Origin of the sequence: Alsobacter sp. KACC 23698, from assembly GCF_045348435.1 — a bacterium.
Taxonomy (GTDB): domain Bacteria; phylum Pseudomonadota; class Alphaproteobacteria; order Rhizobiales; family Beijerinckiaceae; genus Alsobacter.
On record NZ_CP157484.1, the window covers coordinates 4,868,445 to 4,881,171 of the forward strand.

Annotated in this window: 9 protein-coding genes and 1 tRNA gene; 3 read left to right on the forward strand and 7 right to left on the reverse strand. The window is 72.1% G+C overall.

Going from position 1 to position 12,727, the window contains the following annotated elements:
• Nucleotides 1-12: 12 nt before the first annotated feature.
• From ABEG18_RS23350 to ABEG18_RS23360, 3 genes are all read left to right on the forward strand, one after another.
• Nucleotides 13-2,190, forward strand: a complete 2,178-nt coding sequence (locus ABEG18_RS23350; RefSeq protein WP_406855430.1) for a uroporphyrinogen-III synthase — start codon at nucleotides 13-15, stop codon at nucleotides 2,188-2,190.
• On the forward strand, nucleotides 2,187-4,250 hold the full coding sequence (locus tag ABEG18_RS23355; RefSeq protein ID WP_406855431.1) for a heme biosynthesis HemY N-terminal domain-containing protein: 2,064 nt from the start codon (nucleotides 2,187-2,189) through the stop codon (nucleotides 4,248-4,250). The genes ABEG18_RS23350 and ABEG18_RS23355 overlap by 4 nt, the downstream gene beginning before the upstream one ends.
• 63 nt (nucleotides 4,251-4,313) lie before the next feature.
• Nucleotides 4,314-4,389: transfer RNA gene (locus ABEG18_RS23360), tRNA-Thr, on the forward strand.
• Nucleotides 4,390-4,548: 159 nt separating this feature from the next.
• Here the strand turns inward: ABEG18_RS23360 and ABEG18_RS23365 are convergent.
• The 7 genes from ABEG18_RS23365 to ABEG18_RS23395 form a co-directional block, all read right to left on the reverse strand.
• Entirely contained in the window at nucleotides 4,549-4,830 is a 282-nt protein-coding gene (locus ABEG18_RS23365) for a DUF411 domain-containing protein (protein WP_406855432.1), read from the reverse strand.
• Between the two features lie 643 nt (nucleotides 4,831-5,473).
• Complete coding sequence (locus ABEG18_RS23370; protein ID WP_406855433.1) at nucleotides 5,474-6,094, reverse strand: hypothetical protein; 621 nt, start codon at nucleotides 6,092-6,094, stop codon at nucleotides 5,474-5,476.
• Nucleotides 6,095-6,955: 861 nt separating this feature from the next.
• On the reverse strand, nucleotides 6,956-9,334 hold the full coding sequence (locus ABEG18_RS23375; protein ID WP_406855434.1) for a heavy metal translocating P-type ATPase: 2,379 nt from the start codon (nucleotides 9,332-9,334) through the stop codon (nucleotides 6,956-6,958).
• A 420-nt stretch (nucleotides 9,335-9,754) separates the two neighbouring features.
• The gene (locus ABEG18_RS23380; protein WP_406855435.1) at nucleotides 9,755-10,432 is read right to left on the reverse strand and encodes a copper-binding protein; all 678 of its coding nucleotides are present in this window, start codon (nucleotides 10,430-10,432) and stop codon (nucleotides 9,755-9,757) included.
• 51 nt (nucleotides 10,433-10,483) lie between these two features.
• Complete coding sequence (locus tag ABEG18_RS23385; RefSeq protein ID WP_406855436.1) at nucleotides 10,484-10,780, reverse strand: copper-binding protein; 297 nt, start codon at nucleotides 10,778-10,780, stop codon at nucleotides 10,484-10,486.
• A gap of 20 nt (nucleotides 10,781-10,800) precedes the next feature.
• Nucleotides 10,801-11,283, reverse strand: a complete 483-nt coding sequence (locus ABEG18_RS23390) for a plastocyanin/azurin family copper-binding protein (RefSeq protein ID WP_406855437.1) — start codon at nucleotides 11,281-11,283, stop codon at nucleotides 10,801-10,803.
• 20 nt (nucleotides 11,284-11,303) lie between these two features.
• Nucleotides 11,304-12,719 carry a multicopper oxidase family protein gene (locus ABEG18_RS23395; RefSeq protein ID WP_406855438.1) on the reverse strand — a complete coding sequence of 472 codons (1,416 nt, stop codon included), beginning with the start codon at nucleotides 12,717-12,719 and terminating at the stop codon, nucleotides 11,304-11,306.
• Between the last annotated feature and the right edge of the window lie 8 nt (nucleotides 12,720-12,727).

The following is a 12,727-nucleotide window of genomic DNA, read 5'->3' on the forward strand; positions in this document are numbered from 1 at the left end:
CAGGCACACGGCATGCACGTTCTCCTGACGCGCCCCGAACCTGACGCCCGGCGCACCGCCGAGCGGCTGGCCGCCGCCGGGCACCAGGCGACGCTCGCGCCCGTCATCTCCATCACGCCGACCGGGACGCCGCTGGCCGACCTCGACGCCGACGCCCTCGTGGCGACCTCCGCCAACGCCAGGCTGGCCTTCCCGGAGGGGCCGCCCGCGGCGCTGCGCGACCTCCCCGTCTATGTGGTCGGCGACCGGACGGCCGACGCCATGGCGGCGCTCGGCTTCGCCGACCTGCGCGCCGGCGCGGGCGACGCCGCCTCGCTCGCCGCCCTCATCCGCGAGCGCCAGCCTGCGGGCGGGCGGCTGCTCTATGTCGCCGGGACCGACCGCAAGACGACCCTGGAGTCGGCGCTCTGGCGGGCCGGCTTCGACCTCGTCGTCCACGAGGCCTACCGGGCCGAGGCCGTCCAGGACCTGCCGGCCGCCGCCGGCGAGGCCCTGCGCGAGGGGCGCGTCGACGCCGTGCTGCACTTCTCCCGGCGCAGCGCCGAGATCCTGTTCGCCCTGGCGCATCACGACAGGCTGGACGACGCCCTGCGCGGCGTGGATCATCTGTGCCTGTCGGCCGATGTGGCGCGCGCGCCCCGCGCGGCCGGCATGCCCCGGGTCCGGGAGGCGAACGCTCCCACCGAGGCCGGCGTGCTGGCCCTGCTGGCAGGCCGTCCGGCGGACGGAGCCGGAACCCGTGGGCCCCTTCCGGCGTCCTCGCCTGCGGAAGGTGGCGGCTCCGCCGTCGAGGCTGTAAGCATGGACCACAGCGCCGCCGACGAAGCGGCCTTAGCCGAGCGGAGAACCATGACGGGCGATCGGGACACCCCCAGGGCGGATGGGCGCCGGAAAGGCGCGGCGCGGCGGGAGCCGCAGGTCATCGACCTCACCGCCCAGCAGGCCTCCGAAGCGCCGTCCGAGCCCGCGGCGTCCGAACCGGATCTCGTCGAGTCGAAACTCGCCGAGCCGAACCCGGCCGAGCCGCCGCCGCCCGGGCCCACCCCCGCCGAGACAGCCGGGACGGCCGAACCCGGCGCGATTCGCGCCGCCGGCGAGGGCGAGGCCGTGGACCCGCACCCGGCGGACGCCTCCGCGCGAGCTGAGGCCGAAGTCGTCACGCCCAAGCCGGACGAGGCGGAGGCTCCGCCGCGTCCCGTGGGTCCGAGCGTGCCCCCGGTCGGGCCGTCGCGCGCCGAGCCCCCGGCCCGGTCCGGCGCGGGCGGCGTCGGCTTCGTCGTCCCGGCCGCGGCCGGCCTCGTCGGCGGCCTGGCGGGCGCGGGCTTCGTGGCGCTCGCCCTGATGCTGTGGGGCGGCGCCGGCGACATCAACGACCGGCTCACCAATCTGGAGACCGGCGTCGGCGAGAAGGCGACGCGGCGCACCGTCGAAGCGCTCGAAAAGCGCGTGGCCGCCACGGAGGCCGACGCCAAGGCCGCCCGCTCCGATCTCGACGCCGCCCTGAAGCGGCTCCCGCCCGACCCGGCCGCGGCCCTCGCGCAGGTGACCGAGCGGCTGGACAAGGTGGAGACCGGCGTCGGCGCGCTGGAGGCCCGCCCGGCTCCCGCCGCGCCCCCGGCGCCCGCCCCGCCTCCGCCCGTCCCGGCGCTGGGCGCCCGCGAGAGCGCCGTCATGTCGGTCGCCTGGCTGACGCGCGACGCCCTGAACCGCGGCGCGCCCTTCGCGCGCGAGCTCGACGCCTTGAAGACCGCGAAGGTCGACCCGGCCACCCTGGCCCCGCTGGAGCCTTTCGCCCAGAAGGGAGCGCCCACGGTGGCCGCCCTCTCGGCACAGTTCACGCCCTTGGCCGAACGCATCGCCAACCCGCCCGAGCCCCCACCCCAGGGCGGCGTCCTGGAGCGCATGCAGGCGCGCATCGGCGGCCTCTACAAGGTGAGGCCCCTTGGCGAGGCCCAGGGCGACGCCCCCGCCGCCGTCGCGGCCCGCGCCGACCTTGCGCTGAAGCGCGGCGCGCTGGCCGACGCCGTCGCGGAGCTCGACCGGCTCCCCGCCGACGTCAAGCCGACGGTCGCCTCTTTCCTTGACGCCGCCAAGGCCCGCCTCGCCGCGGGCCGTGCGGCTGACGCCCTGGTGACCGCGTCGGTCGATCAGGTTCTCGCGGCCACGCAGTCCGGAGGCGCGGCCCGATGATCCGCACGCTCGTCTTCATCGCCATCCTGATCGCGCTCGCCTTCGGGGGAGCATGGCTGGTAGAACAGCCCGGCCAGGTCGTCGTCACGCTGCCGCGCTACGGCCAGGTCTCCACGACGCTGGTCGGCGCCGCGGCCGCCGTGCTGGGCTTCGTGATCGCGATCCTGGCGCTCTGGACCGTGCTGCGCTTCCTGCTGCGGCTCCCTTCCATCCTGAGCTTCACCGCGAAGGCGCGCAAACGGGCCCGCGGTTTCACGGCCGTCTCGCGCGGGATGATCGCGGTCGGCGCGGGCGATCCGCGCTCGGCCAAGCGCTACGCGGCGGACGCCGCCAAGTTGCTCGGCAAGGAGCCGCTGGCGCTGCTGCTGAAGGCCCAGGCCGCCCAGATGGCGGGCGACCGGACCCAGGCCGAAGGCGCGTTCCGCCAGATGCTGGACGAACCCGAGACGCGCGTGCTGGGCCTGCGCGGCCTCTTCGTCGAGGCCCGCCGGAAGGGCGACTCGGCCGCCGCCAAGGCCTATGCGGCCGAGGCCGCGCGGCTGTCGCCGTCCGTCGCCTGGGCGGGCGAGGCGCTGCTCGAGTTCCAATGCGCCGAGCAGGACTGGTCCGGCGCTATCGCGACCCTGGATCGCGGCGCCCGCGGCCTGGACAAGGCCGCCGTGAAGCGCCAGCGCGCCGTCCTCCTCACGGCCGACGCCCTGGCGCGGGCCGAACGCGAGCCCGAGGCCGCGCTGCTGCGGGCCCAGCAGGCCGTCAAGCTGGCGCCGGGGCTCACGCCGGCCGCCACGCTCGCAGCCCGCCTGCACGCCCGCAGGGGCGAGCTCAGGCGCGCCTCGAAGGTCGTGGAGGCCGCCTGGGCCCAGGCGCCCCACCCCGATCTCGCCGCCGCCTACCTGAATGTCCGGCCGGGCGATTCGGCCCGTGACCGCCTGAACCGCGCCGAGAAGCTTCTGGCGCTGCGCCCGCACGAGGCCGAAGGCCGCATCGCGGTGGCCGAGGCGGCGCTGGGCGCCCGCGACTTTAAGCGCGCGCGCTCCGTCATCGCGCCCCTGCTGGAGGGGCGGCCCAGCACGCGCGTGTGCCTGCTGATGGCCGACCTGGAGGAGGCCGACACCAGCTCGGCGGGCGCCGTCCGGGAGTGGCTGTCTCGCGCCTCGCGGGCGCCCCGCGACCCGGCCTGGATCGCCGACGGCGTCATCGCCGACCGCTGGTCGCCCGTGTCGCCCGTCACCGGACGCCTCGACGCCTTCGTGTGGGGCGCGCCGGTGGAGCAGATCCAGGCCCCCGCCGCCGACGCGGCGCAGGAGACGATCCGCCCGCGGCCCGAGCTCGCCCCGCCCCCCTCTTCGGACGACGTGATCGCCGACGTCGACGAGGCCCCCGCGCCGGTTCTGACCGACGCCACGACGCCAGCCGACGCGTCCGCGACGACCGAGGCCGCCCCGGCCGAAACGGCGACGCCGGCCGACGAGCCTGCCCGCCGGGAGACCGCCTCGACGCCGCCCGGGCCCGAAAGCGCCGTGGCGTCCGAACCGACCGTCGACGCCAAGACGTCTGTGCAGCCCTGGCCCGCGCCGTCCACGCCCTCCGCCGACCCCACCGCCGCGCCGGCGACGGCGTCCGACGCCCTCCCCGCCACGCCGCCCGAAACGCGGCCCGAGCGCCGCCGTTTCGCCCCCATGAGCTTCGCCGAGCGAATCGGCCGCAACGGCGGCGGAGCGGAACCGGCTTCGCCGCCCGCCGAAACCAGGCCCGAGCCCGCCGTCCCGGACCGGACCGGGCCCGCGCCGGACGCGCCCGCCGTCGGCGCGACGCCCGCGGGCGAGCCGACTGCGCTGGCCGGGCCCCTGCCGCCCGCGCCTCAGCCGGCCCCGCCCGCCGAGCACGCCCCGTCACACGCTTCGGCCAGCCTCATGGCGGCCGCCCCCGCCATCGAGGCCCGTCCCCGCCGCGGCTCGCGGCCGTCCGAAGTCGTCTTCCCGCTCGCGTCGGCTCCGGACGACCCCGGCCCGGACCTGGGCGACGCGGCCGCGCGCAGCCGCGGCGGCTTCCTGCAATAAGGCGACCGGATCGGCCGGCGCCGCTTGCCAAGCCGCCCCGATCCGTCTATGACCTCGCCCGTCGCCGCAATAGCTCAGCTGGTAGAGCACCTCATTCGTAATGAGGGGGTCGGGGGTTCGAATCCCTCTTGCGGCACCACTTCCCCTCCCAAGACTGTCCAAAATCGTCCGAAAGAGCCTTACTTCAGGCGCTTGGCCCTCATCATGCGTCCAACGCCGTCTAGAGCGGAGCCTTCGCGTCCAACGATCCTGTTGGTGAATTCGTTGGCGCCACCCGCCTGTCGGCGGGGCGACCGATCTATAGCGCGTTCGGGCCCCTGTAGCGGGCGAACACCTGAGGGCTCTCGCCGCCGAATAGGATCACGTCATAGGCGTCCGCCGCTGCGCCCGCGACCTCCATCCCGGGCGAGCCGACCGGCATTCCCGCAACAGCTAGGCCCTTTCCGGCCGGGCGCTCGGCGAGGAGACGCTTGACCGCCTCCGGCGGGACATGGCCTTCGAGCACGTAGCTCTCGACCTGCCCGGTGTGGCAGGAGGCCAGATCGTCGGGCACGCCGAGGCGCTGCTTTACGGTCTGCAAGTCGCGCGACTCCGTCACGTCGACCTGAAACCCGGCACGGCGCATATGAGAAACCCAGCCCCCACAGCACGAACAGGCGGGGTCCTTCATGCCCGAAACCCTGGGCAAGGCTTCAGCTCGCGTCGGTGTGGCGGCGAGCGCCAACGGTGCGGCCAACATCAGTAACGTGGTCCGGCGGTCGGGATGCTTCGTCCTATTCATTTCACGTCCCTTACATTTGGCGAGGCGCACCCTAGCGTCGACGATTCCAACAGGAGCGTCCATGCGGCGTCAGGACCAAAGCACGGCAGGCGCCATCGCGTTCGCCGCGCTGTCGCCCAGAGGAGGTCCTGGCAGGAGATCAAGCGGACGACCCCTTGGCCGCAGACTGACCGGTCTCGCGCAGCACTGAGGCGGCGCTGAGCAAGGACGAATCGCGGCCATTCAGCCGCCGCTGCTGCGCCGGGCGGCGACCTGAGCCGCCCGGCTCCTGCAGCATCAACGCCGAACTAGCCGGTTGTAAGCCGGCACGAACAGCAGCGTCGCCAGCCACGCACCGGCGATACTGCCCAGCACGCCCTCGACAAGGGTGCGGACCCCGCAGGCTGTCCTGCTACTCCTTGCGCCGCGGCCCGGAGAGGCCATGGGGAGACATGAGCACCTCCTACTTGGTCGTCGCCGACCAGGCCCTCAGCGCCTGGAGGTCGTCCTGGTGGGAGGAGGCGAGCTGCTGGGCCCGGCGCCGGGTCTCAGGGTCGTCCGAGAAGGCCGCGGCCGCCTTGGCCGCGTCCGTCAGCGCCTCCTCCAAGGCGACAGCCAGGCGGGCGAACTCGGCGTCGTTTCGGGCCGGGCTCGCCTGCAGGGAGGCCACCGCGCGCTGGGCGATGGCGCGGTAGATGATGCCCGAAAGGCTCTGGTCGGAGGCGGCGGCCCGCGCTCCGCCCGGACCCATGCCGCCCATGCCGGAGCCCATCCCCATGCCAGCCGGCATCCCCGTGCCGGCTGCCGCCGAGCCTCCGGCCATGCCCTGCATCATCCCCTTCATCATGGACTGCATCATGTCGGACATCATCGGGCAGCCCATCGCACTCGATGCGCCGGCGCTGCCGTCCCCCCGCACGGACGGCGCCGGCGATGCGGGCTGCGACGCGGCGCGGTCAGCTGAAGGCGCGGCGGCCGCCTCGCCGGCCGGGTGGTGCGCGGAATGGTCCTGGGCGTCGCCCGTCTGGGCGTAAGCGGGCGCCGAGAGCGCGCCGATGGTGAGAAGAATCGCTGCGATGCGCATGGTCCAAGTCCTCGTCAACGGGAAAGAGCAGCCGCGCAGGCGCGGACGGTTCAGGCTCATCCGTGACCGGATCTTGGGGGACGCTCCCCGGGCGAAGACTGGACGCCCCGCAGCGGCTGTGGGCTGGTCAACGGACGCGAGAGGCGGGCCATCAGGACGGCTGGGCCGGAAGCTGTCGCGCCGACGAGCGCGCAGCAGCATGGGCCAGCCACGCAGCATGGACAGGGCGCGATGGCGACGGAAGGCGCCAAGGCTGGATCCGCGAGGACTTCAGCATGGTGCAGCCGTATCGAGGGATCGGCGTGGATTGATCCATGGGCGGCCGCAGGGCCGGCATACGCCAGCACAAGGACGAGCAGACCCAGCGCCGCAACGAAGCGGGCCAGTGGACCGGTGGAAGGAAGCCGGGCGCTCATCTCGCCAATCTAGGCCCAGAGCACCCGACTGCATTGCGCTTAGTCAACTGCAGCGATGGCGGCGGGGATCTCGATGACCTGCCTCGCGCGCCTGAAACCAGACGCCCGGTCCGGACGCCCGACGTCCGCCGTGATCTCCGGGAGCCGAAGCGTCCCGGACTGGTCGCGCGTCTAGGTCTGCTTCCGCGTCAGCGCGCGGGTCATCGGCTTAGATATTTCGCCAGCGCAGCGATCCCCAGCACAATCAAAATGAGCAGAAGAAGCCAGAAAAGACCCATCCCGGTCATCCAACTGCTCATGGACCAATCTCCCATCATCATGGCGTCCTCCTGGACGAGGTGGAGACACGTTTCGCGCCGATCAGGCCGGTCGCCAATTCGGCCCTAGGGCCAAGAGCTTCCCTGCCGAGCGAAGCGCCCGCGAGCCCGCCCGAGATGGCGGAACGTCAGAGCCGCACCGTCCGGAGCCTGATCGCGTTGCCGATCACGCTCACCGACGAGAGCGCCATCGCGGCCGCGGCGATGATCGGCGACAGCAGCAGCCCGAAGGCCGGGTAGAGCGCGCCCGCCGCGACCGGGACGCCAAGCGCGTTGTAGACGAAGGCGAAGAACAGGTTCTGGCGGATGTTGCTCATCACCGCCTCGGAGAGCCGCCTCGCCCGCACGATGCCGGTCAGGTCGCCCTTGAGCAGCGTCACCCCGGCGCTCTCGATGGCCACGTCAGTGCCCGTGCCCATCGCGATGCCGACCTCGGCCGCCGCCAGCGCCGGGGCGTCGTTGACGCCGTCGCCGGCCATGGCGACGACCCGGCCCTCGCGCTTGAGCCTCTCGACCACGGCGCTCTTCTGCTCGGGCAGGACCTCGGCCTCGACATCCGGAATGCCGAGCCGGCGCGCCACGGCCTCGGCCGTGGTGCGGTTGTCGCCGGTGAGCATCACGACGCGCACGCCCTCCGCGCGCAGGGCCTTCAGGGCGTCCGGCGTGGTCGCCTTGACGGGGTCGGCGATGGCCAGAATGCCCGCCGCCTTGCCGTCGACGCCGACGAAAATGGCGGTCGCCCCGTCTTTTCGGAGTTCGTCCGCCCTCGCCGCCAGGGCCGAGACGTCGACGCCCTTCTCGGCCAGGAAGCGCGCGTCGCCGAGCGCCACGGCGCGGCCGTCCACCGTGCCCAGCGCCCCCTTGCCGGTCGGGGAATCGAAGTCGGCGAGCTGGCCGGGGGCGATGCCCCTAGCGGCGGCCGCGGCCACGATGGCCACCGCCAGCGGATGCTCGCTCGCCCGCTCCACGGTGGCGGCGAGACGCAGGAGGTCTGTTTCGGAGAAGCCCTCGGCCGGGATGACGGCCGTGACGGCCGGCTTGCCCTCGGTCAGGGTGCCGGTCTTGTCGATGACGAGCGTGTCGATCTTCTCCATGCGCTCCAGCGCCTCGGCGTTCTTGATCAGCACCCCGGCCTGGGCGCCGCGTCCGACGCCGACCATGATGGACATCGGCGTGGCCAGGCCCAGCGCGCAGGGGCAGGCGATGATCATCACCGACACGGCGGCGACGAGTCCGAAGGCGAAGCGCGGCTCGGGCCCCCAGATCGCCCAGGCGGCGAAGGCCAGCACGGCGACGGCGATCACCGCCGGGACAAACCAGCCGGAGACCTGGTCGGCGAGCCGCTGGATCGGCGCGCGGCTGCGCTGGGCCTCGGCCACGAGCTGCACGATCTGCGACAGCATGGTGTCGCGCCCGACCTTGCGGGCCTCGATCACCAGCCCGCCGGACTGATTCATGGTTCCGCCGATCACGGCGTCGCCCACGGCCTTGGTGACGGGCATGGACTCGCCTGTGACCATCGATTCATCCACGGCGCTGCGGCCCTCCACCACGGCCCCATCCACCGGGACCTTTTCGCCCGGCCGCACCCTCAGGCGCGCCCCGACCTCGACGGCGTCGAGCTGGACCTCCTGCTCGCTCCCGTCCGGCCGGATCAGGCGCGCCGTCTTGGGCGCGAGGTCGAGCAGGGCCCGGATGGCGCCGCCGGTGCTTTCGCGGGCCCGCAGCTCCAGCACCTGCCCGAGCAGCACCAGCGCCGTGATCACGGCTGCGGCCTCGAAGTACACCGCGACCGAGCCGTCGTGGCCACGGAACGCCGGCGGGAAAACGCCGGGCGCCAGCACGGCGACCATGCTGTAGGCCCACGCCACGCCGATTCCCATGGCGATCAGCGTGAACATGTTCAGGCTTCGGTTGACCAGGGACGCCCAGGCCCGCACGAAGAAGGGCCAGCCGGCCCACAGCACGACCGGCGTGGCGAGCGCCATCTGGATCCAGTTCGAGACGCCGCGCGGCGCATAATGGTCGAGGCCCGTGAGGTGGCCGCCCATCTCCAGCGCCAGCACCGGCAGGCTCAGGGCGAGGCCCACCCAGAAGCGGCGCCTCATGTCCGCGAGTTCGGCGTTCTCGTGCTCGCCGGCGGCGGCGACGACCGGCTCAAGCGCCATGCCGCAGATCGGGCACGCGCCTGGCCCGACCTGGCGGATCTGCGGGTGCATCGGGCAGGTGTAGACCGTCCCCTCCGGCGCGGACGCCGCCGCCTTGGCGGTCGGCGCAACGTATGTCCCGGGGTCGGCCTTGAACTTGGATTGGCAGCCGGCCGAGCAGAAATAGTACGGCTTGCCCGCATGCTCGGCCCGGAACTTCGTCGCGTGTGGGTCGACCAACATCCCGCACACCGGGTCCTTGACCAGCCCCTCGGAAGCGGAGCCTTCGCCGTGCCCGTGGTGGTCATGACCCCGGCCAGCGGCATGGTCGTGGGTGTGAGAGGTGTGGTGCTGGCTCATCGTGTCCTCACGCTGATAGGGCGGCGTCGGCGCGCGGTGTGGGGCTTCCCACGATAGGAAGGTCAACAGGGCCCGAGGTATCGCCGTAGGCGGCGTCGAAGAGCCGCTCGGCCCAGGCTTCCGGAAGCGGCGGCCGCCCTCGATGATCGCGCCCACACCGAAGAGCCAGGCGTGCTCGGCCGCCCGGAACGGATTGTTCTCGGGCATGTGCTCACGGGGCGGCGGCGCTTCGGCCCACCGGCGCACGGGCAGATCCCGGGCGCCGGGCGCAGGCTCACTTCCGACCGTGAGGACGAGCGGTTCAGGCGGGGCGGCTCTGCCTTTCGATGCGAGCTCCACTGCCATCCCGACCTCCAGCAGGCCGGAGCCTGCACCGGATCCGCGTCGGCGCGCCTTGCGCTGGCGCAGTCCGGGACCGTCTCACTTCCCCTTCTGGATTTTCACGACCGAGATCTGACCGTTCACCCGGTCCGCCTGGAAGCGCACCTTGTCTCCCGCCTTCACGCCCTTGAGCACGGACGGATCAGGCGTGCGAAACACCATCGTCATCGGATCCATCCCGAGGTTCGGGATCGCCTGGTGGTCGATGGTGATCTTGCCCGCCGAGGCGTCGACCTTCTCGACCCTGCCCGAGACGGTCGGCAGGTCGGTCCCGGGCGGGAGCGATGGTGACGCCGCCTGGGTCGGGGCGGCCTGGGACGGCGCGGCGAGGGCCGGGGCGGGGGCGGCCTGCGCGACTGCGGGCAGGTTCGTCGGCTTGTTGCGGACCTGCCAGTCCTTGACCTCGGCGATCTCGCGCTGCTGTTCGTCCACGATCTTCTGGGCGATCTCGCGCAAGCGAGTGTCCCCGCCATATTCCAGCTGCGTGCGGGCGAGGAACACGAGGTCCTCATGGTGGGCGAGCAGCAGCGCGGCGAAATCGCGGTCAGGGTCGCCGGCGAGCCGCGTGTCGCGGACCCTGGTGGCCATCACGTCACGCACACGCTCGAAGGCCGCGGCCGCCCCGCGGGCCGCCTGGGCGAGCGCCGGGTTGGCGTCCGGCAGCATCGCCGAGGCCATCGCACCGGCAAACGCCGCGGCGACGATCATTCGTCTCATGGGCTGCTCTCCAATGGTCGCCGCCCCGCCGGAGCGGGGCGGCCGGGCGTGTCACTTGGTCTTCTTGATGGAGGTGACGGTGATCTGGCCGTTCACGCGGTCGGCGGTGAACTGCACCTTGTCGCCGGCCTTCACGGCCTTGAGCATGGCCGGATCCTGAGCCTTGAACACCATGGTCATGGGTTCGTTCATGTTGAGGTTGGGAATCGGCTGATGCTCGATGGTGATCTTGCCTGCGGACGCGTCGACCTTCTCGACCTTGCCAGAGACGGTCGGCGTCGACTGGGCCAGGGCGGCCGAGGACGCGAGGGCGGCGGTGAGCGCCGCGGCGAGCGAGAGTTTGCGCATTCGAAATCTCCTTTGGCGTGTCACTTGACGACCACGAGGCCGTGCATTCCGGACTCGTAGTGACCGGGGATCAGGCAGGCGTACTCGAAGGTCCCCGCCTTGGTGAAACGCCAGACGATCTCGTTGGAGGCGTCAGGCGAGAGCCGCTTTCCGTTCGGGTCGTCGTGCTCCATGTCCGGGTTCTTCTCCATCGCGATCTTGTGCCTGGCGTTGTGCTCCATGCTGTCCAGCATGAACTCGTGGTCCGCCTTGCCATGGTTCTTGAGGACGAAGCGCACCTGCTCGCCCCGCTTCACCTCGATCCGGTCAGGCACGAACTTCATGGTGGCGTCCGCATGCTCGTGCATGCCGACCTCCACGGTCTTCGCCACGGTCTTCTTCGGGTCGCCCGGTTCGCCGGCCTCGAACTTCTTGTGCGTGTGACCCGGCGCGCCGGGCCCGGAGAACGCCAGCCCGGCGGACACGGCCAAGGCGGCGGCGGTGGTGATCAAACGAAGGATCATGCAGTTCTCCTCGGGGTAGATCAGTGGTTTCCGTGCCCGGCGCTCGCGGCCTTGGCGGGCCGGGTGCGCGGGTCGACGGCGTGGAACTCCGCGGCCGGGACGCCGCTGTCGGCCGCAGGCGCGCGCGGGGCCTCGGCGAGCTTCTCGCCCTTCCATTCGAAGGCGACGGTTCCCTCCGGGTGCTTGTACCAGCCGGGGTCGCGGTAATCGTCGGCGGCCAGCCCGGGGCGCACCTTGACGACGGAGAACATGCCGCCCATCTCCACCGGCCCGAACTGGGCGAAGCCTGTCATCATGGGCAGCGTGTTGTCGGGAAGCGGCATCTCCATGGAGCTCATCTCGCCCATGCCGGAGCCGCCCATCGGCATGTAGCCGGGCGCGATCTTCTTCAGCGCCGGGGCGGTCTTCTTCATGTTGACCCCGATATAGGTCTTCACGCTGTGGCCCATGGCGTTCATCGTGTGATGCGACTTGTGGCAGTGGATCGCCCAGTCGCCCGGCCGGTCTGCGACGAACTCGAAGGCGCGCATCTGGCCCACCGCGCAGTCGATCGACACCTCCGGCCAGGCCGCCGCCTCCGGCACCCAGCCCCCGTCCGTGCAGGTGACCTTGAAGTCGTGTCCATGCATGTGGATCGGGTGGTTGGTCATGGTGAGATTGCCGAAGCGCACCCGCACGCGATCGCCCTGGCGCACGACCAGCGGATCGAGCCCGGGGAAGACCCGGGAGTTCCAGCACCACAGGTTGAAGTCCGTCATGGTGTTCACCTTCGGCACGTAGCTGCCGGCCTCGATGTCGAAGGCGTTCAGAAGGAACACGAAGTCGCGGTCGACGCGGCGGAACGCCGGGTCGCGGGGATGGACCACGAAGAAGCCCATCATGCCCATCGCCATCTGGACCATCTCGTCCGAGTGCGGGTGGTACATGAAGGTTCCGGACTTCTGCAGGATGAACTCGTAGACGAAGGTCTTGCCCGGCGGGATATGGGGCTGGGTCAACCCGCCGACGCCGTCCATGCCGTTGGGCAGCAGCTGTCCGTGCCAGTGCACGGCCGTGTTCTCCGGCAGCTTGTTGGTCACGAAGATGCGGACCTTGTCCCCCTCGACCGCCTCGATGGTCGGGCCGGGCGACTGGCCGTTGTAGCCCCACAGATGCGCCTTCATGCCCGGCGCGAGTTCGCGCACGACGGGCTCGGCGACGAGGTGGAACTCCTTCCAGTCGCCGTTCAGGCGCCAGGGCAGCGTCCAGCCGTTCAGGGTGACGACGGGCTGGTAGTCGGGACCGCTCGCTGGCGCAAGCGGCGGCTGGGTCGTGGCCTCGCCCATGGTGGGCGCCTCTGGAAGGCCGGCCGCCTGCGTGCGGCCGCTGACGGCCGTCGCCCCGACGAGGGCCAGGCCGCCCCCGGCGCCGAGCAGGCCTCTGCGCGAAAGGTTCATGTCGGTCT